The organism is Ectopseudomonas guguanensis (assembly GCF_900104265.1).
In the GTDB taxonomy this organism is placed as follows: domain Bacteria; phylum Pseudomonadota; class Gammaproteobacteria; order Pseudomonadales; family Pseudomonadaceae; genus Aquipseudomonas; species Aquipseudomonas guguanensis.
This window is the reverse complement of sequence record NZ_FNJJ01000013.1, coordinates 24,869-51,252: the sequence shown is the minus strand read 5'-3', so window position 1 is coordinate 51,252 and position 26,384 is coordinate 24,869. Positions and strand designations below refer to the sequence as shown.

The following is a 26,384-nucleotide window of genomic DNA, read 5'->3' as shown; positions in this document are numbered from 1 at the left end:
GGCAGGTCCTCGGTGGGCAGTGCCCGTCTTGTTGGAGTTGGGGCAGCATCATTCGACGTGAGCCTGGGTCAGCGTTACCTGCGGCGTACGCCGCCAGAGGTTGACCAGCTGCACCACCGCCAGAATCGCCAGCACCAGCATGCTGGCCAGCACCGGCAGCATGGCCAGCACCACGGGGTATCCGACCACCGTACTGACGTTGCCCCAGCCGAACTGCACCTGATTCCAGGCGCCCCAGGCCGAGAGCAGGCTGGCGCCGGCAACCAGCACCCAACTCAGCGAATCCACCAGACGTTGCGCCAGCAACGGGAAGCGGTCGCGAATCATGCGGAAGGTCATCAGCTCGCCGCGGCGCATGCCGGAGGCCACGCCGACGAACACCAGCCAGACGAAGGCCAGCCGCGATAGCTCCTCGGCGCCCGGCCAGCCGGTGCCAAATACGTAACGCAGCACCACATTGGCGAACACGGCCACCACCATGAAGGCCATCAGAACCGCCATCAGGCCGTCGGTCAGACGATCGAACAGCCGCGCGATGCGGCCCTCATAGATTGGCTCGGCACCCAGCCGGGCCGCTTGGTTAGCGCTATCAATTTCGCTATCGAGAACATCCTGAGCTTCGCTGGAAACCGCCTCCGTGGCATCGCGGCGCACCCAGGCCTGGATTTCGGCCACCACGACTTGCCGGGGCTGCTGCGCATCCACGACGCATACATGCGGCTCACCCGCCGGGCTTTCGAGAGTGGCGAACTGACTATCGACCAGGGAGATCGGCATGAAATGTCCGGGCCGGGCACCGACACGCTGCACCGCAGTGGCGTGGTCGATATTCAGGTGAACGAACTGCAGGCCGGGAATCGCCTGACGCAGGCGCTCACGGTAGGCACGCTTGAGCGCCGAACAGGCCAGCACGAAACACTCGCCGGCGGCCTGCGCTGCCAGCATCTGCTCGCATAGCGCATCGAGCCAGTGGCGACGATCCTCGTCGCTCAGCGGGATACCCGCACGCATGCGCTCGACGTTTTCGGCAGGATGGAAATGATCGGCTTCGATATGGCGCCAGCCCAGTGCAGCTGCAACCGCCTGACTGATATCGCTCTTGCCGGAACCACTGACTCCCATCACCACGAGCGTGGTACGGGCAGGCAATGCGGAAGGCTGCTGTTGCATGGGAACTCCATGGGCACCATCGTGTGGGCCGCTCATTGTTTGAGCCGGATGTTAGCGCTATCCAAAACGTTCGACAACCCTCTCCCGGCAACATTTGGTAGAGCATTTCTCCTGATGATCTGCAGCCGGTACTGGTTCCTGAACGCGTGACACGGTCAAGATCGCCTACCTGCCACAAGGGAGACATTTCGCTTATGCAACGGCTGAGACGCTGCGTCTGGCTGCCTACGCTGTTCCTGCCACTGGCCGCACAGGCCGAGAACGCCACGTACCAGGCTGAGCCGCTGGTGGTTACCGGCAGCCGTTATCAGGCCAGCGGCTGGCGACTGCCCTTCTCGGTCAACCGCGTCGATGCCGAGCAGGCCACGTTGGGCAAACCGGGCGTCAACCTGTCCGAAGCGCTCGGCAGCGTGCCCGGCCTGGTGGTGCAGAACCGGCAGAACTATGCGCAGGACCTGCAGATTTCCTCACGCGGCTTCGGCGCGCGTTCGGCCTTCGGCATTCGCGGCATCAAGCTGCTGGTCGATGGCGTGCCGCTGTCCAACCCCGACGGCCAGGGCCAGGCAGCGACCTTCGACCTCGACACCCTGGAGCGTATCGAAGTGCTGCGCGGCCCCTTCGCCAGCGTCTACGGCAGCAACTCCGGCGGGGTGATTCAGCTGTTCTCGCGCGATGGCGAAGGCGCGCCCAAAGTCTCGCTCGATACCTCGCAGGCCGCCTACGGCAGCAGCCGTACCCGCGTCGCGGCCGAAGGCGGCAACGACAAGGCCGGTTTCATCGTCAACCGCTCGCACTTCGAAACCAACGGCTACCGTGACCACAGTGGCGCCATCCTCGACAAGACCTTCGCCAAGCTGACGCTGTACCCGGACGATGTCAGCAAGCTCAGCCTGAGCTTCAGCGAGCTGGATCAGAACGACACCCAGGACCCGCAGGGCCTGACCTGGGCTCAGGTGCAGAGTGATCGCCGCGCCGCCGCTCCCAGCGCGCTGCAGTTCGATACCCGCAAGACCGTGGATCACCGCCAGTTCGCCCTCAACTACGAACGCAGCTTTACCGCCGGCACCTGGCAAAGCACCTTGTACAGCGGCACGCGGCGGGTGATTCAGTACCAGTCGATTCCGGTCGCCGCGCAAATACCGGCTTCGCAGTCCGGTGGCGTGATCGATTTCGAACGTAGCTTCCACGGCATCGGCAACCGCTGGATTCAATCCTTCGACCTCGTCAGCAGCCTGCTGACCCTCACCACCGGCCTGGACTATGACCATTCGCGTGATGATCGGCAGGGTTACGAGAACTTCGTCGGCGACACCCTGGGAGTGAAAGGCAATCTGCGCCGCGACGAACGTAACGAGGTCACCAGCCTGTCGCCCTACGTCCAGGCCGCCTGGCAATTGGGCAAACTCGACCTGCAGGCCGGCCTGCGCCACAGCCAGGTGGCATTCGATGTGGACGACCGTTTTCTGAGCAATGGCGACGACAGCGGCTCGGTGACCTACCGCGAGCTGACGCCGACCCTGGGTGCCAGCTATGCGCTGTTGCCCGACCTGAACCTCTACGCCAGCTGGGGCAAGGGCCTGGAGACACCGACGCTCAACGAGCTGTCCTATTCAGGCCCCGACAACAGCTTCGGCTTCGACCTGAAACCGGCCACCAGCGAACAGATCGAAGTGGGCCTCAAGGCGCGCCTGGCCGATGCGACCAGTCTGCAACTGGCTCTATTCCAGATCGATACCGACGACGAGCTGGTGGTCGAATCGGCCAGTGGCGGTCGTTCACGCTTCCAGAACGCTGCGCAAACCCGCCGCCGCGGCGCTGAGCTGGCCCTGGAAAGCCAGCTGAGCGATACCCTGCGTAGCAGCCTCGCCTATACCCAGATCGATGCCACCTACAGCAAGGACTTCACCAGCAATGGCCGGCTGATCGATTCGGGCAATCGTCTGCCGGGCATTCCGGCGCGCACCTTGTATGGCGAACTGGCCTGGCAGCCGCTGGACGGGTTCAGCACTGCGATCGAAGGTCTTTATCGCAGCGAGCTGTATCTCGAGGACAGCAACACCGCCAAGGCGGCGCCCAGCTACGCACTGTTCAACTGGCAGGCACGCTTCGAGCAGAAAGTCGGTGCAATGACCTTCAACCAGGTACTGCGGATCGACAACCTGCTGGATCGTGAATACATCGGCTCGGTGATCGTCGGCGATGGCAACGGCCGCTATTACGAACCCGGCCCTGAACGCGCCTGGTACGTCGGCGCGGGCGTGCAGTATCAGTTCGATTGACGCCCGTAGGGTGCGCTGCGCGCACCGCCTGGGCTAGCGTCAAGACTTGAACACGACGCAAATCCGCTCCCCTCTCCCGCTTGTGGGAGAAGATAGGTTCGCTTGGCCACCAGCCTAAGCCCCCTGGTGCGTACGGCGCACCCTACGGTAGCCGGCGCCTACAAGCCGCGTGCGATCACCATCCGCTGCACATCGCTGGTGCCTTCGTAGATCTGGCACACGCGCACGTCACGGTAGATGCGCTCGACCGGAAAGTCCTTGAGGTAGCCGTAGCCACCCAATGTCTGGATCGCCGCCGAGCACACCCGCTCGGCCATCTCCGAGGCGAACAGCTTGGCCATCGACGCCTCGGTCAGGCATGGCTGGCCCGCCTCGCGCAGGTTGGCGGCGTGATGCACCATCTGCCGGGCGACGGCGATCTGCGTGGCCATGTCGGCCAGCCGAAACGCCACCGCCTGGTGCTCGATGATCGGTTTGCCGAAGGTCACCCGCTCGTGGGCGTAATCACGCGCCGCCTCGAACGCGGCGCGCGCCATGCCTACGGATTGCGCGGCGATACCGATGCGCCCGCCTTCGAGGTTGGCCAGGGCGATGCGATAGCCCTCGCCCTCCTCGCCCAGGCGCAGGTTGGCCGGGATGCGCAGCGCATCGAGCTGAATCTGGCAGGTATCGGAGGCATGCTGACCCAGCTTGTCCTCCACCCGTACCACCGAGAAACCGGGCGTATCGGTGGGCACGATAAAGGCGCTGATGCCCTTCTTGCCTGCCTGCGGGTCGGTGACGGCAAAGACGATGACCATGCCGGCGTGGCTGCCAGAGGTGATGAACTGCTTGGCGCCATCGAGCACGTAATGCTCGCCGTCACGCCGCGCGCGGGTGCGCAGGTCGCTGGCGTCGGAGCCGGCCTGCGGCTCGGTCAGGGCGAAGGCACCGAGCATCTCGCCACTGGCCAATGGGCGGAGAAAGCGCTGTTTCTGCTCTTCGCTGCCGTATTTGAGGATGGGCATGCAGCCCACCGAGTTGTGCACGCTCATGATGGTGGAGCAGGCGCCGTCGCCGGCGGCGATCTCCTCCAGAGCCATGGCATAAGCCAGATGACCGGTATCGGCGCCACCCCACGCCTCGGGCACCAGCATGCCCATAAAGCCCAGCTGGCCCATCTCGGCGATGGCCTCGGCGGGGAAACGATGCTCACGATCCCAGTCGGCGGCAAAGGGTTTCAACCGCTCCTGAGCGAACTGGCGAGCCATGTCGCGGATAAGGATTTCTTCTTCAGTGGGCAGCATGGCTGACTCCGGTAACGGGTTAATCACCGTGGGAGGCGCTTCAGCGGCGACAGTCGCGGCTGAAGCCCCTCCCACAGGTCAAGGCGTAGGGTGCGCCGTGCGCACCACTGGTTGGCGGAAACACTCGGTGCGCACAGGGCACCCTGCAGGTCGATTCAATACAACTCGATGGCCACGGCAGTAGCTTCGCCACCGCCGATGCACACGGAGGCCATTCCACGCTTTAGGCCGCGCTGCTGCAGCGCCGCCAGCAGCGTCACCAGAATGCGCGCACCGGACGCGCCGATGGGATGCCCCAGGGCGCAGGCGCCACCGTGCACGTTGAGCTTGTCGTGAGCGATGCCCAGTTCGCGCATCGCCACCATCGGTACCACGGCGAACGCCTCGTTGATCTCGAACAGATCGACCGTTTCCAAGGTCCACTCGATGCGCGCCAGCAAACGCTGGATCGCCGCCACCGGCGCGGTGGTGAACAGGTTCGGCGCCTGCGCGTGGCCGGCATGCCCGACGATGCGCGCCAGCGGTTTCAGGCCGCGTTCCTGCGCCTCGGACAAACGCATCAGCAACAGCGCGGCAGCGCCATCGGAAATGGAACTGGCATTGGCCGCCGTCACCGTGCCACCCTCACGGAATGCCGGTTTCAGGCCTGGAATCTTGTCCGGACGGGCCTTGGGCGGCTGCTCGTCGGTAGCCACCAGGCGCCGCTCACGCCCCTGTGACGCCTCCACGGCGACGATCTCGCTGGCGAAACTGCCCTGCTCGATCGCCTGCTGGGCGCGGCGCAGCGACTCCAGTGCGTAGGCATCCTGCTCCTCGCGGCTGAAGCGATACTGCTGCGCGCAGTCCTCGGCGAAAGTGCCCATCAGCCGGCCACGCTCGTAGGCGTCCTCCAGGCCGTCGAGGAACATATGGTCGAGCACCTGACCATGGCCCATGCGGTAGCCGCCGCGCGCACGTGCCAGCAGGTACGGCGCGTTGGACATGCTCTCCATGCCGCCGGCCACCAGCACATCGGCGCTACCGGCGAGCAACTGGTCATGGCCGAGCATCAGCGCCTGCATGCCCGAGCCGCACATCTTGTTCAGCGTGGTGCACTGCGCTGCCTGGCTAAGGCCCGCGCCCAGCGCAGCCTGACGCGCCGGGGCCTGCCCCTGGCCAGCCTGCAGCACACAGCCCATCAGCACCGTATCCACCGCCTCGGCGGCAAGACCGGCACGCTCCAGGCTTGAGCGAATGGCCGCAGCGCCCAGTTCTGCAGCGCTAAAGCCGGCGAGATCGCCGAGAAAGCCGCCCATGGGCGTGCGCACTGCGCTGACGATGACGACGGGGTCGAGATGTTGGTTCATGGTTTTCACCTTTTGATCTGCATTATTCCCGGAGCGCATCCGGGCCATGTCCTGACCGTAGGAGCGGCTTCAGCCGCGAAGGCAGCGTCATTTATTTCGCGGCTAAAGCGGAATGCCGCCCAACCGCTCCTACAAAAGCTAAAACTCGCTATTTCGCCGCCATACGCAGCGCGCCATCGAGACGAATCACCTCGCCATTGAGCATCGGGTTCTCGACGATATGCCGCACCAGCGCTGCGTACTCGTCGGGTCGCCCCAGGCGCGGCGGGAACGGCACATTGGCCGCCAGCGAGTCGCGCACCTCCTGCGGCATGCCGGCCATCATCGGCGTCTCGAACACGCCTGGGGCGACGCACATCACGCGGATGCCGGAGCGCGCCAGATCGCGCGCTGCCGGAAGCGTCAGCGCGGCGATGCCGCCCTTGGAGGCAGCATAGGCCACCTGCCCCATCTGCCCGTCGAACGCCGCCACCGAGGCGGTGTTGATGATGACCCCGCGCTCACCTTCGGCATTCGGCGCGTTGCGCGCCATGGCCTCGGCGGCCAGGCGCAGCAGGTTGAAGCTGCCGATCAGGTTGACCTCGACCGTACGGCGGAAGCTGTCCAGGCCATGTGCGCCGTTGCGCCCGAGCACCTTCTCGGCCGGCGCGATACCGGCGCAATTGACCAGCCCGTGCAGGGAACCGAAGGCCTCCAGCGCCTGCGCCACGGCTGCCTGGCCATCCTCTTCGCGAGTGATATCGGCGCGCACGAAGCGCGCGGCATCGCCCAGCTCGGCAATGGCCTGCTGACCGGCCTGCTCGTTGATATCCAGCAGCACGACCTTGCCGCCCTGTCCGACCAGTTCACGGGCCGTGGCCAACCCCAGGCCCGAGGCGCCGCCACTGATGAGGAATACCGATTCGTCGATGCGCATGCTCAACCTCTGTGATTGTTGTTGGGTGAGATTGACAGCCAGATTTGCACAGGTTTACGTTAACGTAAAGGTAAACGAGCAATGACCATGACGACCTACTCCATATCCGACCTGGCCCGCGAACTGGATGTGACACCACGCGCCATCCGCTTCTACGAGGAGCAAGGCATGCTCGCCCCCGAACGGCGCGGCCAGGAACGCATCTACAGCGCCAAGGACAAGGTGACGCTGAAGCTCATCCTGCGCGGCAAGCGCATCGGCTTCTCCCTGGCCGAATGCAAGGAGCTGATCGATCTCTACGACCCCAGCAGTGGCAATCGCAAGCAGCTGGAAACCTTCATGGACAAGATCGCCGCACGCCGCGCCCAGCTCGAACAGCAGCTGCTGGACATCGAACAGATGCAACTGGAACTGGATACCGCCGAGGAGCGCTGCCTGGCAGCCTTGGCTGAAACGACCGCCTAATCGCCCCCACTACAAGAACAATCGCAGGTGACCCCATGAGCTACCCCACCCTCAACTTCGGCCTCGGCGAAACCCTCGACATGCTGCGCGACTCGGTGCACCAGTTCGCTCAGGCCGAGCTGGCGCCGCGCGCCGCACAGATCGACCGTGACAACGAATTCCCCATGGACATGTGGCGCAAGTTCGGCGACATGGGCCTGCTCGGCATGACGGTCAAGGAAGAGTACGGCGGCACCGACATGGGCTATCTGGCCCATGTGCTGGCCATGGAGGAAATCAGCCGCGCCTCGGCCTCGGTGGGCCTGTCCTACGGCGCCCACTCCAACCTGTGCGTCAACCAGATCCACAAGAACGGCAGCGAGGCGCAGAAGCACAGGTACCTGCCCAAGCTGTGCTCCGGCGAACATATCGGTGCCCTGGCCATGAGCGAGCCCAATGCCGGCTCCGACGTGGTGTCGATGAAGCTGCGCGCAGAAAAACGCGGCGACCGCTACGTGCTCAACGGCAACAAGATGTGGATCACCAACGGCCCGGATGCCCATACCTACGTGATCTATGCCAAGACCGACATCAACGCCGGCTCGCGCGGCATGACCGCCTTTATCGTCGAGCGCGACTTCAAGGGTTTCTCCCGCCACCAGAAGCTGGACAAGCTGGGCATGCGCGGCTCCAACACCTGCGAGCTGCTGTTCGAGGACTGCGAAGTGCCCGAGGAGAATATCCTCGGCATCGAGGGTGGCGGCGTGCGCGTGCTGATGAGCGGCCTGGACTACGAGCGCACCGTGCTCTCCGGCGGCCCGACCGGGATCATGAGCGCCTGCATGGACGTGGTGCTGCCCTACGTACACGAGCGCCAGCAGTTCAAGCAGTCCATCGGCGAATTCCAGCTGGTGCAGGGCAAGCTGGCCGACATGTACGCCGGCATGAACGCCTCCAAGTCCTACCTGTACAACGTCGCCCGCGCCTGCGACCGCGGCGAGGAATCGCGCAAGGACGCCGCCGCGGTGATCCTCTACACCGCCGAGATGGCCACCAGGATGGCCCTGGATACCATCCAGCTGCTCGGCGGCAACGGCTACACCAACGAGTACCCGGCCGGGCGCCTGCTGCGTGACGCCAAGCTCTACGAGATCGGCGCCGGCACCAGCGAAATCCGCCGCATGCTGATCGGCCGCGAGCTGTTCAACGAGACGAAATAACACCGTAGGGTGCGCCGTGCGCACCGCAGACAACGGCATGGTGCGCACGGCGCACCCTACAGGAAGCGACCATGACCATCCTGCATACCCAGATCAACACCCGCTCCCCTGAGTTCGCCGCCAACCAGGCGGCCATGCTTGCCCAGGTGGACGAGCTGCGCGCCCTGCTCGCCCGCGTCCATGAAGGCGGTGGCGCCAAGGCGCAGGAGCGCCACACCTCGCGTGGCAAGCTGCTGCCGCGCGAACGCATCAACCGCCTGCTCGATGCCGGCTCGCCCTTTCTCGAGATCGGCCAGCTCGCCGCCCATGAGGTGTACGGCGAGGACGTACCGGCCGCCGGAGTGATCGCCGGTATCGGTCGCGTGGAAGGTGTCGAGTGCATGATCGTGGCCAACGACGCCACAGTAAAAGGTGGCAGCTACTACCCGCTGACGGTGAAGAAGCACCTGCGTGCCCAAGCCATCGCCCGCGAAAACCGCCTGCCGTGCATCTACCTGGTGGACTCCGGCGGCGCCAACCTGCCGCGTCAGGACGAGGTGTTCCCGGATCGCGAGCACTTCGGCCGGATCTTCTTCAACCAGGCCAATATGAGCGCCATGGGCATCCCGCAGATCGCCGTGGTGATGGGATCCTGCACCGCCGGTGGCGCCTATGTGCCAGCCATGAGTGACGAAACCATCATGGTGCGCGAACAGGCCACCATCTTCCTTGCCGGCCCACCGCTGGTGAAGGCGGCTACCGGCGAAGTGGTGACAGCTGAAGAACTGGGCGGCGCCGAGGTGCACTGCAAGACCAGCGGCGTGGCCGACCACTACGCCGAGGACGACGAACATGCCCTGGCCCTGGCCCGGCGCTGCATCAGCAATTTGAACCGGCGCAAGCTCGGCCAGCTCGACTGCCGCGCGCCCATCGCCCCGCGCTACCCGGCCGAGGAGCTGTACGGGGTGATCCCGGCCGATGCCAAGCAGCCGTTCGACGTACGCGAGGTGATCGCGCGCATCGTCGATGACTCGCAACTGGATGAATTCAAGGCGCTGTTCGGCACCACCCTGGTGTGCGGCTTCGCCCGCATCAATGGCTACCCGGTGGCGATCCTGGCGAATAACGGCATCCTGTTTGCGGAATCAGCGCAGAAAGGCGCGCACTTCGTCGAACTGGCCTGCCAGCGCGGCATTCCGCTGCTGTTCTTGCAGAACATCACCGGCTTTATGGTCGGAAAAAAATATGAAGAGGGCGGCATCGCCAAGCACGGCGCCAAGCTGGTCACCGCCGTGGCCTGCGCCCAGGTGCCGAAGTTCACCGTGATCATCGGCGGCAGCTTTGGCGCCGGCAACTACGGTATGTGCGGCCGCGCCTACGACCCACGCTTTCTGTGGATGTGGCCCAACGCGCGCATCGGCGTGATGGGCGCGCAGCAGGCCGCGGGGGTGCTGGTGCAGGTCAAGCGCGAACAGGCCGAACGCGCCGGTCAGCACTATTCGGACGAGGACGAACAGCGCCTCAAGCAGCCCATCGTCGAGCAGTACGAGCAGCAGGCACACGCCTTCTACTCCAGCGCCCGGCTGTGGGACGACGGCGTGATCGACCCGGCGCAGACCCGCGACGTGCTGGCCCTGGCCCTGTCCGCCAGCCTCAACGCCCCCATCGAGCCGACCCGTTTCGGGGTGTTCCGTATGTAAAACGCGCCGTAGGGTGCGCCGTGCGCACCACAACCTCGGCAATTGGTGCGCACAGCGCACCCTACAGGATCGACCATGACCAACTTCACCACCGTACAGCTTGAGAAAGACCCGCGCGGCTTCGCCACCCTATGGCTGAACCGCGCTGAAAAGAACAACGCCTTCAACGCCGAGATGATCCGCGAGCTGATCCTCGCCCTCGATGCCGTGGGTGAGGACAAGAGCCTGCGTTTCCTCCTGCTGCGCGGGCGTGGCAAGCACTTCTCCGCCGGCGCCGATCTGGCCTGGATGCAGCACGCGGCCACCCTGGATTACAACGCCAACTTGAGTGATGCCCGCGAGCTGGCGGAGCTGATGTACAACCTGCACGGCCTGAAGATCCCCACCCTGGCCGTCGTCCAGGGCGCAGCCTTCGGTGGTGCGGTGGGCCTGGCCAGTTGCTGCGACATGGCCATCGGCGCCGAGGACGCGCTGTTTTCCCTATCCGAAGTGCGCATCGGCCTGGCTCCTGCGGTGATCAGCCCCTTTGTCGTGCAGGCCATCGGCGAACGCGCCGCCAAACGCTACGCGCTCACCGCCGAGCGTTTTGACGGCAAGCGTGCCCGCGAACTGGGTCTGCTCGCCGAATGCTACCCAGCCGCTGACCTGGAAAGCCAGGTCGAGGCCTGGGTCGCCAACCTGCTGCAAAACAGCCCACAAGCGATGCGCGCCAGCAAGGACCTGCTGCGCGAAGTCGGCAGCGGCGAGCTGACCCCCGCCCTGCGCCGCTATACCGAGAACGCCATCGCCCGTCTGCGCGTCAGCGCCGAGGGCCAGGAAGGCCTGCGCGCCTTCCTTGAAAAACGCCAACCTTCCTGGCAGGAGCAATGACCATGATCGACACCCTGCTGGTCGCCAACCGTGGCGAAATCGCCTGCCGCGTGATGCGCACGGCCAAGGCCATGGGCATTCGCACTGTCGCCGTGCACAGCGCCATCGATGCCGGCGCACGGCATGTGCGTGAAGCCGACATGGCGGTTAACCTGGGCGGCGCCAAACCCAGCGAAAGCTACCTGCTGATCGACAGGATCATTGCCGCCGCCAAGGCCAGCGGCGCCCAGGCCATCCACCCCGGCTACGGTTTTCTCTCGGAGAACGCCGGCTTCGCCCGCGCCTGTGAAGAAGCCGGGCTGATCTTTCTCGGCCCGCCCGCATCGGCCATCGAAGCCATGGGCAGCAAGTCGGCGGCCAAGGCGCTGATGGAGGCCGCCGGCGTGCCGCTGGTACCCGGCTATCACGGCGAAGCGCAGGATATCGACACCTTCCGCCAGGCCGCCGAGCGCATCGGCTACCCGGTGCTGCTCAAGGCCGCCGCCGGCGGTGGCGGCAAGGGCATGAAGGTGGCCGAGTCCGAAGCGCAACTCGCCGAGACCCTGGAATCCGCGCAGCGCGAAGCGCAATCGGCCTTCGGCGACTCGCGCATGCTGGTGGAAAAATACGTGCTCAAGCCGCGCCACGTGGAGATCCAGGTGTTCGCCGACCAGCACGGCAATTGCCTGTACCTCAACGAGCGCGATTGCTCCATCCAGCGTCGCCACCAGAAGGTGGTCGAAGAAGCACCGGCACCGGGCCTGAGCCCCGAGCTGCGACGCGCCATGGGCGAGGCGGCGGTCAAGGCGGCGCAGGCCATCGGCTATGTCGGCGCCGGCACCGTGGAATTCCTGCTGGACGAGCGTGGCGACTTCTTCTTCATGGAAATGAACACCCGTCTGCAGGTGGAGCACCCGGTTACCGAGGCCATCACCGGGCTCGACCTCGTGGCCTGGCAGATTCGCGTCGCCCGTGGCGAGCCGCTGCCGCTGACCCAACAGCAGGTGCCGCTCAACGGCCACGCCATCGAGGTGCGGCTGTACGCCGAAGACCCGGATCATGACTTCCTTCCCGCTACCGGCACCCTGGCGCTGTACCGCGAAGCCGGCAATGGCGACGGGCGGCGTATCGACAGCGGCGTGGCCGAGGGCGACAGCGTCTCGCCCTTCTACGACCCGATGCTGGGCAAGCTGATCGCCTGGGGCGAGAACCGCGAGCAGGCACGCCTGCGCCTGCTGGCCATGCTCGACGACACCCTGGTCGGTGGCGTGAAGACCAACCTGGCGTTCCTGCGCCGCATCCTCGCCCACCCGGCGTTCGCCGCGTGCGAGCTGGATACGGGCTTTATCCCGCGCCATCAGCCGCAACTGCTACCTGCCCCAGGCGAGTTGCCGGATACCTTCTGGCAACTGGCCGCCGATGCCTGGGTGCAGAGCGAGACGCCGCTAAAGCGCGACGACGACCCGCATTCGCCCTGGGCAAGCCGCAAAGGCTGGCGTGCCGGTGGTAAGGCAGAGATCGAGCTTCACCTGAGCTGCCAGGGTGAAAGCCGCAAGGTGCGCGCGGCTGACACAGCCTGCTTGCAAGGCGAAGAGTTGCTGGCGGAGATAGAAGGTACGCGCCAGCGTCTGCGCGCCATTCGCCGTGGCGACACGCTTTACTTGCAGTGGCAAGGCGAACTGCATGCCGTCACGCGCTTCGACCCCATCGCCGCCGCCGAGGCCAGCCATGCCCAGCACGGCGGCCTCAGCGCCCCCATGAACGGCAGCATCGTCCGTGTGCTGGTCGAGCCCGGCCAGGCGGTCGAGGCCGGCACCGCGCTGGTGGTGCTGGAGGCGATGAAGATGGAGCACAGCATCCGCGCGCCCGAAGCCGGGACGGTCAAGGCGCTGTATTGCCGCGAAGGGGAAATGGTCAGTGAAGGCACGCTGCTGGTGGAGCTGGCACCGTAGGGTGGATCACGCTTTATCGATCCACCGCCTTCGCGCTGGATAAGGTGGACATGAAAAGCGATGTCCACCCTACGCCGCCGATCTTCGTAGGGTGGGCCGGGCGGCGATCCATTTCACCTTGTAGGGTGAGCTTCAGCCCACCGTTTTAGCTCAGCCTTGCCGCATACGGTGCGCACGGCGCCCCCAGGATAAACACGAGGACACCCGATGAACCTGCCCAAATCCGTACGCCTGGTGGAAGTCGGCCCGCGCGACGGCCTGCAGAACGAGAAACAGCCGATCAGCGTCGCCGACAAGGTGCACCTGGTCGATGAGCTGAGCGCCGCCGGCCTGCGCTATATCGAGGTTGGCAGCTTCGTCTCGCCCAAGTGGGTGCCGCAGATGGCCGGCTCCGCCGAGGTATTCGCCGGCATCCAGCGTCAGCCGGGCATCACCTACGCGGCACTGACGCCCAACCTGAAAGGCTTCGAGGCCGCGCTCGAGGCCAGGGTAGAGGAAGTGGCGGTGTTCGCCGCTGCCAGCGAGGCCTTTTCGCAGAAGAACATCAACTGCTCCATCGCCGAAAGCCTGCAGCGTTTCGTGCCGCTGATGGAGGCGGCCAAAGCCGCGAGCGTGCGTGTACGCGGCTACGTGTCCTGCGTGCTCGGCTGCCCCTACGACGGTGAAATCGATCCGGAGCAAGTTGCCAGCGTCGCTCGCGAGCTGCATGCCATGGGCTGCTACGAGGTGTCGCTGGGCGACACCATCGGCACCGGCACCGCCGGCAAGACCCGGCATTTGATCGAAACGGTCGCCCGTCAGGTGCCACGCCACCTGTTGGCCGGGCATTTCCATGACACCTACGGCCAGGCGCTGGCCAATATCTACGCCAGCCTGCTCGAAGGCATCAGCGTGTTCGACAGTTCGGTCGCAGGTCTGGGCGGCTGCCCCTATGCCCAGGGCGCCACCGGTAACGTCGCTACCGAGGATGTGCTCTATCTGCTGCAGGGCCTGGGCATCGACACCGGCATCGACATGGACAAGCTGATCGCCGCCGGTCAGCGCATCTGCGAGGTGCTGGGCAAGGCCAATGGCTCGCGGGTCGCGCGTGCCCGCCTGAGTCGATAAGGCGCCGTGGGGGGGATCGGTGAAGGGTGATCCACCCTACAGGCTGTAGGGGCGGATTCATTCGCGATCTTCGCGGCTAAAGCCGCTCCTACAAGGGACTGCAGCGTATCGCCCCGTCGTTTTATCCAGAGTTTCGGAACCATGAGAAGGTCGGTGCGATAGCAGCGAAGGTCGTCTGAGTTAAAGGTCAAATGCCCCGAACGCACTAAGCTGAAGCCAAGGGATAAGAACGACGAGGACTGACCATGCAGCAACCTCAGTGGACGCCTTCCGCCGAGCGTATCGCCGCCAGCCGAATGGATGCCTTCCGCCGTTTCGCCAATCAGCGCTACGGTTTGCAACTGGCCGACTACCCTGCCCTGCATGCCTGGAGCGTCGCGCAGCGCGAGGCCTTCTGGCAGGCCATCGTCGACTTCTTCGAGATTCGTTTTCATAGCCCCGCCCAATGCGTGCTGCGCGAAGGCCCGGCGATGCCCGATGCGCAGTGGTTCCCGGGTGCCACGCTGAATTTCGCCGAGCACCTGCTGCGCCGCCGCGATGGCCATCCGGCGCTGGTGGCCATTGCCGAGGACGGCAGCCGCGAGCAGCTCAGCTACGCACAGCTGGCCGCGCATGTCGCCGGTCTGCAGCGGGCGCTGCGTAACGCAGGCGTAGGCATCGGCGACCGAGTCGCCGCGTTCATGCCCAATACCTGGCAAACCGTGGTGGGTATGCTTGCCAGTGCTAGCCTGGGCGCGACCTGGTCGAGCTGCTCGCCGGATTTCGGCACTCAGGGGGTGATCGACCGCTTCGGCCAGATCGAACCCAAGGTGCTGATCGCTGCTGCTGGTTATCGCTATGCCGGCAAGCGAATCGACCTGACCGACAAGCTGAACGAAATCCTCCCGCAACTGCCCAGCCTGGAGCGGCTGGTTATCGTGCCCTACTCACGCGACGAGGCCAGCCCTACTGATTACAAGTCAGTTGCTCTGACGACCCTCTGGCAGGACTTCTACCAGCCCGGCGGCGCGCCGCAGTTCACGCCGGTACCCTTCGACCAGCCGCTGTATATCCTCTACTCCAGCGGCACTACCGGCGTGCCCAAATGCATCGTCCACGGCACCGGCGGCACCCTGCTCCAACACGTCAAGGAGCTGGGCCTGCACACAGACCTGGGGGCCGACGACACCCTGTTCTACTACACCACCTGCGGCTGGATGATGTGGAACTGGCTCGTGTCCGGTCTGGCCCTGGGCGCCACCCTGGTGCTCTACGACGGCTCGCCCTTCCACCCCGAACCCACGCGCCTGATTGACCTGATCGACGCCGAGGACATCTCCATCTTCGGCACCAGCGCCAAATTCATCGCCGCGCTGGAGAAAGCCGACGTCAAGCCTCGCGAAAGCCATAAACTGCCCAGCCTCAAGGCCATTCTCTCCACCGGCTCTCCGCTGGCCCATGAAAGCTTCGAGTACATCTACCGCGAGGTGAAACGCGATCTGTGCCTGTCGTCCATCTCCGGTGGCACCGATATCGTTTCCTGCTTCGCCCTGGGCAACCCGACCCTGCCGGTCTGGCCAGGCGAGCTGCAGTGCAAGGGCCTGGGCATGGACGTGCAGGTGTGGGACGAGCAGGGCCAGCCGCTGCAAGGCGGCAAGGGCGAGCTGGTCTGTACTCGGCACTTCCCCTCGATGCCGGTTGGGTTCTGGAACGACGCAGGCGGCGAGAAATTCCGCGCAGCCTATTTCGATACATTCCCCGGCGTTTGGGCTCACGGCGACTATGCCGAAGAAACCGAGCACGGCGGCCTGGTCATACATGGCCGCTCCGACGCGGTGCTGAATCCGGGCGGTGTACGCATCGGCACCGCGGAAATCTACCGCCAGGTGGAAAAGGTGCCGCAGGTGCTGGAATCCGTCGCCATCGGCCAGGACTGGCAAGGCGACGTGCGCGTGGTGCTGTTCGTGCGGCTGCGCGAGGGCGTGACGCTGGACGATGCCTTGCGCGACGAAATCTGCCGGATCATCCGCGCCAACACCACGCCGCGCCACGTGCCGGCGCGCATCGTCCAGGTCGCCGACATCCCGCGCACCATCAGCGGCAAGATCGTCGAACTGGCGGTGCGCAACGTCGTGCATGGCCGCCCGGTGAAGAACACCGACGCCCTGGCCAACCCGCAGGCGCTGGAGTTGTATCGCGACCTGGCGCAGTTGCAGAGCTGACTGCAAGCAAAAGCCACCCGTCGGAAAAATCACTATACTGACGCCATTTTTTCGTCTACATGGCAGCCGAGTTCTCACAAAGGCAGACTCGGCAATGGCGAGGTGGCTGCATGAACATCATCCAGCGCAACAACGTTCAATGCTTGCGAGCGAAAGCGGCCGACGCGCCAACGCTCATCTACGGCCACGGCTTCGGTTGCAGCCAGGAAATGTGGAGCAAGGTCACACCTGCCTTCACCCAGCACGAGCATCAGGTGCTGTTTGACTATGTCGGCAGTGGGCGCTCCGATGCCAGTGCCTTCCAGCCTGCCCGCTATGCCCAGCTGGACGGATACGTAGAGGACCTTCTGGAAGTTTGCGACGCCCTCGAACTGTCGGGCGATCTGACCTTCGTGGGTCACTCGATCAGTTGCAGCATCGGCATTCTCGCGGCCATCAGACGCCCCAGGCTGTTCTCTCGGCTGATTCTCCTCGGCCCCTCGCCCTGTTTTCTCAACGAGCAGCCCGACTATCACGGTGGGTTCGAACGCAGCGACCTGGAGGGACTGCTGGATCTGATGGCCCACAACTACCTGGGCTGGGCCCAACAGTTTGCCCCGCTGGTGGCCGCCGACGAGGATGCGGCCGTCACCACGCAACTCTCCGACAGTTTCTGTTCGACCGACCCCGTCATGGCCCGACTGTTCGCTCAGGCCACCTTCTTCTCCGACATTCGTCCAGCGCTGCAGCAGTGCCCGGTGCCCAGCCTGATCCTGCACCACCAGCGCGATGCCCTGGTACCCATGGCAGTCGCCGACTACCTGCATGCCGCGCTGGCGGACAGTACCCTGAACACGCTGGACGTCAGCGGCCATTGCGCGCACATGAGCCATCCCGAGCTGGTGAGTGCCGCCATGCATCGCTACCTGAAGGGAGCACGCGCACGTGTTCTACCTTGATCGCCTGCCTGGCCCGGTGCTGGTGACCGATTGCAATGGCCGGATCAAGCACGCCAACAGCGACTTCAGGCGCCTGGCGGGCGCGGCCTCGGCCGCCGAAATGGATCAGTTCTTTCCGCCAGCCAGCCGTATCTTCCTGCAAACTCACGCCTGGCCGTTGCTCCTGCGCAACGGCGAGTTCAGCGAGATCTACCTGCAGTTGCGAGCAGCGAGCGGTCAGTCCATACCCGTCATGACCAACGCGCGCATCAGCGAGGTCGATGGAGGCGCGGAAGTGATCTGGCTGTTCTTCGTCGCCGAGGACCGTCAGCGTTTCGAGGCGGAACTGCTCAAGGCGCGCCAGCAGGCACAGGAAAGCGCTGCGCAACTGGCCAAGGTCAACCTGGCACTGCAGGGCGCATATGCCCAGTTGGCCGACTACGCGGTGGAAATCAAGAGCGAGGCCGAGCAACTCGCGCAACTGAGCCATACCGATCCACTGACTGCACTGGGCAATCGCAGAGCGCTTTCATTGCATGTCGAGCAATGGATCGGCAGCGTCAGCGATCATGCTTGCGCCAGCCTCCTGCTGATCGATATCGATCATTTCAAACAGATCAATGATCGCTTCGGTCACGCCGAGGGAGATCGCGTCCTGGTGGACATGGCGCAGCGCCTTCTGGCCAGCGTACGCAGCGGCGACGGCGTGGTGCGCTACGGTGGCGAAGAGTTCGCGATCTGGCTGCCCGACGCCGATCTCGATGAGGCCAGCGATATTGCCGAGCGCGTGCACGATCAGATCAGGTCGCTGGAGGTCGCCGACGAATCGGTCACGGTGAGCATCGGCATCGCCAGCCTGCAACCATGCGCAGAGTATCTGCAGCACCTGCTGGCGGCAGCCGACAAAGCCCTCTACACCGCGAAAGCCCAGGGAAGGAATCGCAGCGTCCGGTACGAGTAGCGCGTGGCAGGCAGGGCCGGAACACCCTGCGCGAATGCCTTCTATACTTCTGCCACTCGTGACAACAGGGTGTTCGTAGTGCCCAACCACCTCTGCCTGCTCTTTGTCTTGCTGGTTGCCGGAGCTGCATCAGCCGATGAGCCTATCAGGCTCTACATACCGGAGGCGCCGCCGCTGGCGATGAACCAATACGCCGGCGGCCACGGCATGGTGGGGGACGTGACGCTGGCGGCGCTGGCGCGCATCGGCAAGCTCACCCGCATCGTCGCGGAGCCCTGGCCGCGTGCCCAGGCCAACGTGAGCAAGGGCAAGGACATGCTGATCATTCCCCTGTCGCGCACACCCGAGCGAGAGCAGCTCTACACCTGGATCGCCCCGATCATGGAGCTCGAGCGCGCGTTCTTCAGCCTCGACGAGCCCGTCGCGGATTTTGCCCGGGCCCGCGCGCGTTATCGCCGCATCGGGGTGGGCATGGGCACCGCGCAGGTGGGCATCCTGCAGCGCGAAGGTTTCAGCGACGAGCAGATCGTGCAGCTCAAGCTGGGCGAAAACCCGACCCACCTGCTCGTGCTGGGACGTATCGACGCCTGGTTCACCGGCGTGCCGGAGGCACTGTACATCTGGGGTAACTCCCCCTACCGCGAGCGGAACCTGCGCAGAAGTCCGTCGCTGGCCAGCACCGGCCTGTACCTGGGTTGCTCCAGGGAATGCGATGAGCAGCTGGTCGAACAGCTGCGCAGGGCGATCGAAGAACTGGAGCTGGAGGGCATCAGCCAGCGCCTGCAGCAGGCCTACCTGCCCAAACCCCAGCCCGGCGACTAGATGCCCTGCCGCCCCGGGTCCTCCGGTGGGAGCTCCTCTTCGATATCCTCGAGTTTCAGCTCCAGCCCCCAATCGCCTGCCGAGGCGGCCTTGGGCGCCGCAACGGGCGCTGCCACCGGTGCTGCCGCGGCCGGTGCCGGCCTGGCATTGGCCGGGTTGTCGCGATAGAGCTTGAGCTTCAGGCGCACGTTGTTCGCCGAATCGGCGTTCTTCACCGCCTCCTCTTCGTCGATGGCGCCCTCGTGTACCAGGTCGATCAGCGCCTGGTCGAAGGTCTGCATGCCCAGGTTCTTGGATTTCTCCATGATTTCCTTGAGCTCGGAAAACTCGTTGCGCTTGATCAGGTCGCGCACCGTCGGCGTACCCAGCATCACCTCAACCGCCGCCCGGCGCTTGCCGTCGACGGTCTTGACCAGACGCTGGGAGACGAACGCCTTGAGGTTGTTGCCCAGGTCGTTGAGCAACTGCGGACGGCGGTCTTCGGGGAAGAAGTTGATGATGCGGTCCAGCGCCTGGTTGGCGTTGTTGGCATGCAGCGTGGAGATTGCCAGGTGCCCTGTGTCGGCGAAGGCCAGGGCGTGCTCCATGGTTTCCCGGTCGCGGATCTCGCCGATCAGGATCACGTCCGGCGCCTGGCGCAGGGTGTTCTTCAGCGCCGCATGAAAGCTGCGGGTGTCCACGCCCACCTCGCGCTGATTGATGATCGACTTCTTGTGCCGATGCACGTACTCCACCGGGTCTTCGATGGTGATGATATGCCCGCCGCTGTTGCGGTTGCGGTAGTCGATCAGCGCCGCCAGGGAGGTCGACTTGCCCGAGCCGGTGCCGCCGACGAACAGCACCAGGCCGCGCTTTTCCATCACCGTGCTGAGCAGCACTTCGGGCAGCTTGAGGTCTTCGAAGCGCGGGATGTCCAGCTTGATGTTGCGCGCGACGATGGACACCTCGTTGCGCTGCTTGAAGATGTTGATGCGAAAGCGCCCCACGCCGGCCAGCGAGATGGCCAGGTTCATCTCCAGCTCGCGCTCGAACTCCTCGCGCTGCGCGCTATCCATGATCGAATCGGCGATGGCCGCCACGTCGCCCGCCTTCATCGGCTCCTGACTGAGCGCCTTGAGCACGCCATTGAACTTGGCGCAGGGCGGCGCACCGGTGGACAGGTACAGATCGGAGCCATCCTGAGTGGAGAGGATTTTCAGCATTGCGTGGAGATCCATGGCGGCGCTTTCCGTAAGGCACGATTGAAATACCATAGGCCATGTTTCGCCCGCGTCGCGGATCAGGCACGACCCATAAAATTGACGCCATTCTGCTGGCGCGACGAATGCTGGCACAATAGCGCCCTGACAGAATTGAGGACCCCATCAATGGCAAAGGCAATGGCCCGCCACATCCTGGTCAAGACCGAAGCGGAAGCGGCCGCCCTGAAAAAGCGCATCGCTGCCGGCGAAGCCTTCGACGTGCTGGCGCGCAAGCACTCCACCTGCCCTTCCGGCAAGAAAGGCGGCGACCTCGGCGAAGTGCGTCCCGGGCAGATGGTGCGGGCGGTCGATCAGGTGATCTTCAAGAAGCCCCTGCGGGAAGTGCACGGCCCGGTGAAGACGCAGTTCGGCTATCACCTGATCCAGGTGTTCTTTCGCGACTGAGGCGCAGCCGGGCGCCCTGCCGAACACGCCACAGGGTCGCGCTCAATGCCCCTGCAGCGGCGCATGTTCGGCCATCAGTTGCACCACCCAGTCGATGAACACCCGCAGCTTGGCGCTGACATGGCGGTTCGGCGGAAAGGCCAGGTACATCGGCATCGGCGTCATCTGCCAGTCGTCGAACAGGCGCAGCAGTTCGCCACTGGCAAGATGCGGTCTGGCCATGTAATGCGGCAGCCAGAGCATGCCGAGGCCCGCCAGCCCGGCAGCCAGGTAGGCGTTGCCGTCGTCGACGATCAGCAGCGGACGGCCCTGCGCCTCGATACGCTCCTCGCCACGGTGCATGGCATAGGGCAAGGCCCTGCCGGTGCGTGACCAGAGAAACCCCACGGTACTGTGGCCGCTGTCTTCCAGTTCGCGCGGATGCGCCGGCACTCCCGCTCGCTGCAGGTAGCCCGGCGTGGCATAGATACCAAGTTGCAAATCACCGATATGTCGTGCGATCAGCGACTGATCGGTAATCTCGCCACCGCGCACCACGCAGTCGACGTTCTCGCCGATGATGTCGACGAGGCGGTCGCTCACGCCCAGGGTCAGCTGGATTTCCGGATAGTGTGCGTAGAAGGCCGGCAGTGCCGGGATCAGCAGCATGCGCGCGAAGGGGCTGGGCACGTCCACGCGCAGGCGGCCACGCGGGGTCAGTGAGGCGCTGGACAGGCTGGTCTCGGCATCGTCGACATCCGCCAGCAGACGCACCACGCGCTCGTAGTAGGCGGCGCCATCGGCCGTGACGTTGACCTTGCGCGTGGTGCGGTTGAGCAGGCGCACGCGCAGCCGCGCCTCCAGTTGCTGCACCAGCTGGGTCACGCTGGTCCTGCTCATGTGCAGGGTCGCAGCCGCCTTGGTGAAACTGCCGGTTTCCACCACCCGGGCGAAGGCCTGCATCGCATCGAAACGGTCCATTGCTCGTCTCTCTCAGCCGTAGATTGTTTGGATTCTACAAACAGTCATGACCAGAGTTGCTCGTTTATCCACTCCCGCCGGGCTCCTAAAGTGGCGCCATCGACAACAGCGGGCCACGCAGGCCCCACGGAGGCAACAATGAGCAACAAACGTGATGCGGTGTTCCCGGCCGAACGCCACGCCCTGTACGAACGTCATCGCTACTCGCCGGCGATTCGCTCCAACGGCTTCCTGTTCGTCTCCGGCCAGGTCGGCAGCCGCATGGACGGCTCACCGGAACCGGACCTGAAAGACCAGGTGCGGCGCACCTTCGCCAATCTCGACGCGATCCTCGCCGAGGCTGGGTGCAGCTTCGCGGACGTGGTCGACACCACCATCTTCATGGTCGACCCGCACACCAGGTTCGAAACCCTCTGGGAGGTGGCAGCCGACTACTGGGGCGAAGCGCCCTATCCGACGGTGACGGCCATTGGCGTGACCTGGCTGGCCGGCTTCGACTTCGAGATCAAGGTGATCGCCAGGCTGCCGGATTGAGCCGCACCGCGGCTGCCCCGCAACGCAGGGCAACCGCGGCAGGCAGACGCCTCAGTACCTCAGCAGTGGCTGCCAGCCCCGCTCATCGCGACGCTGCAGCGGGATTTCGGAGCAGTCATCCAGGCGTAGCAGGTGCAGCCAGCCGTGCTCGACCAGCTCACGCACCACCTGATGGCTGGCGATCACCTGATCGATCATCGAGCGCGGCGCGGCGATGATCACGCTCAGGCGCAACGGCCGATGCAGCCAGCGCTCGCCATCATGCAGCGACTGCCGCGCCAGGCCGATGCGCAGGTCGCCACCATTGCCCTCGAATACCCCGATATTGCCGCCCACCACGTTGTGCAGCACCTTGTTGCCACTGCCGAAGCGTTGATTGTCGGTGGTCGAGGTGAGGTACTGCAGGTTGATCCAGTGCGCCACCACCATCGGCGCCGTCATGATCAGCTCCAGCACCTTGCCGCCCTCGTCCAGCCGCCAGTCGTAGTCGTGCAGGAAGGCGCGCCCCTGAAGGTCGAGGCCGCGGCTGCGCGCCCGCGGCGCCGCGATGAAGGCGGCGTTGCCGGCCAGGCCCCATTCGGGTCGCGTCTGCGCCCAGTCATGGCCGCGCCGGCGCAGCGCAGCCAGCAGGCGCTCAGGTCGCTCATCGAGATGACCGAGGCCCAGGCGCGCCGCCCGTGCCTGGCGTACCCTGTGCCCGGCGCTATCCAGCGCCTGGCGCAGCCACTGCCAGGTCGGCGCGAGGGCCGCTGGCAGCGCCTGGCTGGCGAACACCTGCACCTCGTCGGTGGTGGTGTTGTGCAGGCCCGACAGCACCTGGCAGTCGGCCGGCATGGAGATTCCCTGCCCGGCCAGCCCCTGCCGTACCAGCGGGTCATTGAGCAACTCGGCCAGCGCCCGCGCATTGACCTCGCCGCTCTGCCCGCAGCAGGCGCCGCAATCCAGTCCGGCTGCCTGCGGGTTGTTGGCGCTCTGGCTGCCGTGACCGAGCAACAGGACCAGCGGCGGGAAATCCCGCGTCAGCCCCATCGCCCGCAGAATGCGCGCAGCCAGTTGCACCCGCTCATCCGCGGCCAGCGGCGCCAGCACCGGGCTGAGCCGCTGCCACTCGGCGGCCTTCAGGCCGCCACGCTCGGCCGGCGCCGGGCCGCGCAGCCAGCCCCCGGTGCGCCCGAGCAGTGCTGCGGCGTACCCCAGGCCGAGGGACTCGACCAGGGTGAAACCCGAGGCCGGCAGACGCTCGAACAGGCGCCAGCGCCCCTGACGCGCCAGTCGCGCCTGGCGCCGCCCGGCCAGCTGGGCGTCGCAGGCCACGTCACCGCAGCTGTCGCCGACGCTCAGCTGCGGCGCCAGTAGTCCCGGCAGCTGCGGCCGGGTGGCTGCGGTACCGAGTGGCGTATAGGCGATCGGCAGACCGAAGAAGCCGGCGAAACCACCGGTCTGCAGCTGCGGGCCAACCTCCTCCAGGGCACGGCGCAGCGGCTCGGAGCGCACATCGATGCAGAAATAGACCCTGGCCAGCACCTGCTCCGTCACCATGGGCTGCGCCGAGCGCGGGCGCAGCAGACGCTGCAGGTGCTCCTGCCAGGCCAGCTCCTCGGCGCGCTGCCACAGCTGTAGCGCCTGCCAGGCATGCGACGGCTGGCGGCTGCGGCCGGCCTGCCAGGCCTCGCGCCAGGCGCTCCAACGACTGCCGGGACCACGCCGACGGTCGTCCACCAGCCATTCCCAGGCTGCGCGGATGGCCAGCAGTTCGAGCAGCGTGGCGTCGTCGCCACCCTCCTGGCGCGCCTGCCAGCGCCGATAGGCGCACCAGGAGGCCCAGCCCAGGCTGCGCAACAACAGGCAGTCGAACCATTCGTCCAGCTCGTCGACCGTCACCCCCAGACGCTGCACCGCTACCTCCAGCGCCGCCTGCGGCTGCAACGGCAGCTCGGCGATACGTCCACTCAGGTCGCGACAGGCGCTGAGCACGCTGAGGCCGCGGTCGTCCTGCATGGCCTTGCGCCAGGCCTGATACAGGCCGCCCTGGCGTTCGACATGCCAGTCGGCTTGCGCCTCGTCGAACCAGGCGGCGCAGCACTGGCCGATCTGCTGGGTGATCAGGGTCGGCCAGCCTGGCAGCGCGATCTCGGCATCGGCCATGTCCTCCAGCAGCGGCAGGCCACGGCCCTCCTCGTCTGCCGCCTGCAGCGCCTGCAGCAGATCCGCCACCGTCCAGCCATGCGGGTTGTCGATCAGCACCTGGTGCAAGTGGTGCTCGCCGATCTGCCCCTGCGCCCAGGCCTGGCGATAGTCCTCGGCCGCCAGGGTGAGCCGGCTGCCGGCGCGCCGCCAGAGCTGCTCGGCGACCTCGGACCAGCGCTGCTGGCGCCGCTCCCACAGCGGGCTGACGGCGATCAGACGATCCAGCGGCCAGGTCGGCGCGATACGTTCACAGGCACGCGCGGCGGCGCCGTGCAGGACATCGCGGTCAATGGCGACGAAGTATTCGATGGCGGTCATGGGCGCTCTCCGGTGGCGGCGACGTTGCCCTGCGGCGGACGTACCGGCCACAGGCGGAAGGTCAGGCGAGTGAAATGTTCATCGAGGAAGAACCCGGCGAACGCCGCCGGATACAGACGTCGCGCCAGCGCGCTGTGCGGCCGCGCGACTATCCAGGCCTGCAGCAGGTAGAGCACCAGGAACAGCGCCAGGGCCAACAGGCTGAGATGCAGCGGCGCCGCAGCAGAGGCGCCCCCCGGGGCGAGAATCCAGCTTGCCGCCAGGTGCCACAGCAGATACAGGCCAAGCAGCGCCACCAGCATCAGCGCGGCGTATACCGGCTGGCTGCGGCGCAGGCACCAGGGCGCCAACCCCACCGCGAGGATGGCCAGGGCCTCCAGCGGCAGTGCATGCGCCGGTACGGCGTAGTGCCAGGCCTGGTCGAGCAGTGCCATGACCAGCCCCGCAAGCGCCAGGCCCAGCAGCAGCGAGAGCAACCCCGGCGCCGGCCGCTGCGGCTGCAAGGCCTGATGGCGCACCTGCAGCACCGTCTCCCCGGACGTGAGAAAGGCATGGGCCTTGTACAGCGAGTGGGCCAGCAGGTGCACCAGCGCCAGCTCGTAGAGACCGAGGCCGCATTCGAGCAGCATGAAGCCCATCTGCGCGCAGGTCGACCAGGCCAGGCGTACCTTGATGCTGATGCGCGTCATCATCACCAGCGCCGCGAGCACGGCAGTCAGGCCGCCGACCACCACCAGCAGCGTCTGCGCCAGCGGCGCGGCCGACAGCAGGGGCGCAAAGCGCAGCAGGACGAAGCCGCCGAGGTTGACCAGCCCCGCATGCAGCAGCGCCGATACCGGCGTCGGCGCCTCCATCACCTGAATCAGCCAGCCGTGCACCGGCAGCTGCGCGGACTTGAGAATCACCGCCAGCACCAGCAGTACGGCCGCCAGGTGCAGGTCCCAGCCGAGCGCCCCAGCCTCCAGGCGCAACGTTACCTGATCGAGTATCTGCGCCAGCTCGCTACCGCCGGCGGCGCGCGCCAGCAGTACGCTGGCCAGGATCAGGCAGACATCGGCCAGGCGGCTGGCAAGGAACTTCTTGTGCGCCACCACCAGCGCCATGGGGCGGTCGCGATAGAAGGTCAGCAACTGGTGCAGGCACAGGCTGGAAGCGATCCACGCCGCCACCAGCCAGTACAGATCGGCGCTGACCACCACCAGCGCCACCGCCGCCAGGGTGCCGAGCAGTGCCAGCAGGTAGCGGCGCTGGCCAGGCTCACCCTGCAGGTAGCGCGCGGAGAACTCGACGATCACCAGCGCCAGCAGGCTGATCAGGCTGGCCATGGCCAGCCCCAGGCGGTCAGCAGGCTGGTCGTCCAGCCCGGCTTGCAGCAGCGCCGCCACTAGCAGAGCCAGGCCCGCCATCGCGGCGAGGCGCCCGGGGAACCAGAGGCTGGCAGCCAGGCGCGTCGGCCACAGCGCCACGGGCACCGCTGCCGCGGCATACAGCCAGGGCAACCAGGTGACCAGTTCAGCGGATAGAGGGAGCATGAGCGATCTCCAGGAGATGAGCGATGACGCTAGTCTCGGGGAGTGCTTTATTTATTTA

At 65.7% G+C, this 26,384-nt stretch carries 21 protein-coding genes; 13 read left to right on the top strand and 8 right to left on the bottom strand.

What is annotated here, in order from left to right; genetic code table 11:
- Positions 1–48: 48 nt before the first annotated feature.
- Positions 49–1,170 (bottom strand): gluconokinase, GntK/IdnK-type, encoded by a 1,122-nt coding sequence (locus BLS61_RS18270; protein WP_090433243.1) that lies wholly within the window; start codon positions 1,168–1,170, stop codon positions 49–51.
- A 194-nt stretch (positions 1,171–1,364) separates the two neighbouring features.
- Between BLS61_RS18270 and BLS61_RS18265 the strand changes: the two genes are divergently transcribed.
- A complete protein-coding gene (locus BLS61_RS18265; protein ID WP_090433241.1) occupies positions 1,365–3,449 on the top strand; it encodes a TonB-dependent receptor family protein in 2,085 nt (694 codons plus the stop codon).
- Positions 3,450–3,607: 158 nt separating this feature from the next.
- Here the strand turns inward: BLS61_RS18265 and BLS61_RS18260 are convergent, their stop codons facing one another.
- The 3 genes from BLS61_RS18260 to BLS61_RS18250 form a co-directional block, all read right to left on the bottom strand.
- The gene (locus BLS61_RS18260) at positions 3,608–4,735 is read right to left on the bottom strand and encodes an acyl-CoA dehydrogenase family protein (protein ID WP_090433239.1); all 1,128 of its coding nucleotides are present in this window, start codon (positions 4,733–4,735) and stop codon (positions 3,608–3,610) included.
- A gap of 155 nt (positions 4,736–4,890) precedes the next feature.
- Positions 4,891–6,081 (bottom strand): acetyl-CoA C-acyltransferase, encoded by a 1,191-nt coding sequence (locus BLS61_RS18255; RefSeq protein ID WP_090433237.1) that lies wholly within the window; start codon positions 6,079–6,081, stop codon positions 4,891–4,893.
- Between the two features lie 148 nt (positions 6,082–6,229).
- Complete coding sequence (locus tag BLS61_RS18250; protein ID WP_090433235.1) at positions 6,230–6,997, bottom strand: 3-hydroxyacyl-CoA dehydrogenase; 768 nt, start codon at positions 6,995–6,997, stop codon at positions 6,230–6,232.
- A gap of 81 nt (positions 6,998–7,078) precedes the next feature.
- Between BLS61_RS18250 and BLS61_RS18245 the strand changes: the two genes are divergently transcribed.
- The 10 genes from BLS61_RS18245 (at position 7,079) to BLS61_RS18200 (ending at position 19,149) form a co-directional block, all read left to right on the top strand.
- Positions 7,079–7,462 (top strand): MerR family transcriptional regulator, encoded by a 384-nt coding sequence (locus BLS61_RS18245; RefSeq protein WP_090433233.1) that lies wholly within the window; start codon positions 7,079–7,081, stop codon positions 7,460–7,462.
- Between the two features lie 35 nt (positions 7,463–7,497).
- A complete protein-coding gene (locus BLS61_RS18240; RefSeq protein WP_090433231.1) occupies positions 7,498–8,661 on the top strand; it encodes an isovaleryl-CoA dehydrogenase in 1,164 nt (387 codons plus the stop codon).
- A 71-nt stretch (positions 8,662–8,732) separates the two neighbouring features.
- Positions 8,733–10,340, top strand: a complete 1,608-nt coding sequence (locus tag BLS61_RS18235) for a carboxyl transferase domain-containing protein (protein ID WP_090433227.1) — start codon at positions 8,733–8,735, stop codon at positions 10,338–10,340.
- Between the two features lie 75 nt (positions 10,341–10,415).
- Entirely contained in the window at positions 10,416–11,210 is a 795-nt protein-coding gene (locus BLS61_RS18230) for a gamma-carboxygeranoyl-CoA hydratase (protein ID WP_090433225.1), read from the top strand.
- Between the two features lie 2 nt (positions 11,211–11,212).
- Complete coding sequence (locus BLS61_RS18225; protein ID WP_279615171.1) at positions 11,213–13,141, top strand: acetyl-CoA carboxylase biotin carboxylase subunit; 1,929 nt, start codon at positions 11,213–11,215, stop codon at positions 13,139–13,141.
- A 207-nt stretch (positions 13,142–13,348) separates the two neighbouring features.
- A complete protein-coding gene (locus BLS61_RS18220; RefSeq protein WP_090433221.1) occupies positions 13,349–14,248 on the top strand; it encodes a hydroxymethylglutaryl-CoA lyase in 900 nt (299 codons plus the stop codon).
- A 245-nt stretch (positions 14,249–14,493) separates the two neighbouring features.
- The gene (locus tag BLS61_RS18215; protein ID WP_090433219.1) at positions 14,494–16,449 is read left to right on the top strand and encodes an acetoacetate--CoA ligase; all 1,956 of its coding nucleotides are present in this window, start codon (positions 14,494–14,496) and stop codon (positions 16,447–16,449) included.
- Positions 16,450–16,559: 110 nt separating this feature from the next.
- Complete coding sequence (locus BLS61_RS18210; protein WP_090433217.1) at positions 16,560–17,387, top strand: alpha/beta fold hydrolase; 828 nt, start codon at positions 16,560–16,562, stop codon at positions 17,385–17,387.
- Positions 17,374–18,327: a GGDEF domain-containing protein gene (locus BLS61_RS18205; protein WP_090433215.1), complete on the top strand. Its 954-nt coding sequence runs from the start codon at positions 17,374–17,376 to the stop codon at positions 18,325–18,327. Before BLS61_RS18210 ends, BLS61_RS18205 begins: the two co-directional genes overlap by 14 nt.
- Positions 18,328–18,396: 69 nt before the next feature.
- Positions 18,397–19,149, top strand: coding sequence for a substrate-binding periplasmic protein (locus BLS61_RS18200; protein WP_090433213.1), 753 nt, complete (start codon positions 18,397–18,399; stop codon positions 19,147–19,149).
- On the opposite strand, the gene BLS61_RS18195 is transcribed toward BLS61_RS18200, so the two are convergent.
- Positions 19,146–20,366, bottom strand: coding sequence for a PilT/PilU family type 4a pilus ATPase (locus tag BLS61_RS18195; RefSeq protein WP_208598821.1), 1,221 nt, complete (start codon positions 20,364–20,366; stop codon positions 19,146–19,148). The two genes, BLS61_RS18200 and BLS61_RS18195, sit on opposite strands and share 4 nt — an antisense overlap.
- A gap of 150 nt (positions 20,367–20,516) precedes the next feature.
- On the opposite strand from BLS61_RS18195, the gene BLS61_RS18190 reads away from it, so the two are divergent.
- On the top strand, positions 20,517–20,795 hold the full coding sequence (locus tag BLS61_RS18190) for a peptidylprolyl isomerase (RefSeq protein WP_090433209.1): 279 nt from the start codon (positions 20,517–20,519) through the stop codon (positions 20,793–20,795).
- Between the two features lie 42 nt (positions 20,796–20,837).
- Here BLS61_RS18190 and BLS61_RS18185 read toward each other — a convergent pair whose 3' ends face one another.
- Positions 20,838–21,755 (bottom strand): LysR family transcriptional regulator, encoded by a 918-nt coding sequence (locus tag BLS61_RS18185; RefSeq protein ID WP_090433208.1) that lies wholly within the window; start codon positions 21,753–21,755, stop codon positions 20,838–20,840.
- Between the two features lie 138 nt (positions 21,756–21,893).
- Between BLS61_RS18185 and BLS61_RS18180 the strand changes: the two genes are divergently transcribed.
- A complete protein-coding gene (locus BLS61_RS18180; RefSeq protein WP_090433206.1) occupies positions 21,894–22,289 on the top strand; it encodes a RidA family protein in 396 nt (131 codons plus the stop codon).
- A 51-nt stretch (positions 22,290–22,340) separates the two neighbouring features.
- On the opposite strand, the gene BLS61_RS18175 is transcribed toward BLS61_RS18180, so the two are convergent.
- Together BLS61_RS18175 and BLS61_RS18170 are read right to left on the bottom strand one after the other, a co-directional pair.
- Complete coding sequence (locus tag BLS61_RS18175) at positions 22,341–24,794, bottom strand: YbcC family protein (protein ID WP_090433204.1); 2,454 nt, start codon at positions 24,792–24,794, stop codon at positions 22,341–22,343.
- On the bottom strand, positions 24,791–26,326 hold the full coding sequence (locus tag BLS61_RS18170) for an NADH-quinone oxidoreductase subunit L (RefSeq protein ID WP_090433201.1): 1,536 nt from the start codon (positions 26,324–26,326) through the stop codon (positions 24,791–24,793). Before BLS61_RS18170 ends, BLS61_RS18175 begins: the two co-directional genes overlap by 4 nt.
- Positions 26,327–26,384: the final 58 nt, after the last annotated feature.

Bases quoted from the DNA above. Each gene is read 5' to 3' on its own strand.
- BLS61_RS18270 (WP_090433243.1), bottom strand. From the start codon at position 1,170: ATGCAACAGCAGCCTTCCGCATTGCCTGCCCGTACCACGCTCGTGGTG.
- BLS61_RS18265 (WP_090433241.1), top strand. From the start codon at position 1,365: ATGCAACGGCTGAGACGCTGCGTCTGGCTGCCTACGCTGTTCCTGCCA.
- BLS61_RS18260 (WP_090433239.1), bottom strand. From the start codon at position 4,735: ATGCTGCCCACTGAAGAAGAAATCCTTATCCGCGACATGGCTCGCCAG.
- BLS61_RS18255 (WP_090433237.1), bottom strand. From the start codon at position 6,081: ATGAACCAACATCTCGACCCCGTCGTCATCGTCAGCGCAGTGCGCACG.
- BLS61_RS18250 (WP_090433235.1), bottom strand. From the start codon at position 6,997: ATGCGCATCGACGAATCGGTATTCCTCATCAGTGGCGGCGCCTCGGGC.
- BLS61_RS18245 (WP_090433233.1), top strand. From the start codon at position 7,079: ATGACCATGACGACCTACTCCATATCCGACCTGGCCCGCGAACTGGAT.
- BLS61_RS18240 (WP_090433231.1), top strand. From the start codon at position 7,498: ATGAGCTACCCCACCCTCAACTTCGGCCTCGGCGAAACCCTCGACATG.
- BLS61_RS18235 (WP_090433227.1), top strand. From the start codon at position 8,733: ATGACCATCCTGCATACCCAGATCAACACCCGCTCCCCTGAGTTCGCC.
- BLS61_RS18230 (WP_090433225.1), top strand. From the start codon at position 10,416: ATGACCAACTTCACCACCGTACAGCTTGAGAAAGACCCGCGCGGCTTC.
- BLS61_RS18225 (WP_279615171.1), top strand. From the start codon at position 11,213: ATGATCGACACCCTGCTGGTCGCCAACCGTGGCGAAATCGCCTGCCGC.
- BLS61_RS18220 (WP_090433221.1), top strand. From the start codon at position 13,349: ATGAACCTGCCCAAATCCGTACGCCTGGTGGAAGTCGGCCCGCGCGAC.
- BLS61_RS18215 (WP_090433219.1), top strand. From the start codon at position 14,494: ATGCAGCAACCTCAGTGGACGCCTTCCGCCGAGCGTATCGCCGCCAGC.
- BLS61_RS18210 (WP_090433217.1), top strand. From the start codon at position 16,560: ATGAACATCATCCAGCGCAACAACGTTCAATGCTTGCGAGCGAAAGCG.
- BLS61_RS18195 (WP_208598821.1), bottom strand. From the start codon at position 20,366: ATGGATCTCCACGCAATGCTGAAAATCCTCTCCACTCAGGATGGCTCC.
- BLS61_RS18190 (WP_090433209.1), top strand. From the start codon at position 20,517: ATGGCAAAGGCAATGGCCCGCCACATCCTGGTCAAGACCGAAGCGGAA.
- BLS61_RS18185 (WP_090433208.1), bottom strand. From the start codon at position 21,755: ATGGACCGTTTCGATGCGATGCAGGCCTTCGCCCGGGTGGTGGAAACC.
- BLS61_RS18180 (WP_090433206.1), top strand. From the start codon at position 21,894: ATGAGCAACAAACGTGATGCGGTGTTCCCGGCCGAACGCCACGCCCTG.
- BLS61_RS18175 (WP_090433204.1), bottom strand. From the start codon at position 24,794: ATGACCGCCATCGAATACTTCGTCGCCATTGACCGCGATGTCCTGCAC.
- BLS61_RS18170 (WP_090433201.1), bottom strand. From the start codon at position 26,326: ATGCTCCCTCTATCCGCTGAACTGGTCACCTGGTTGCCCTGGCTGTAT.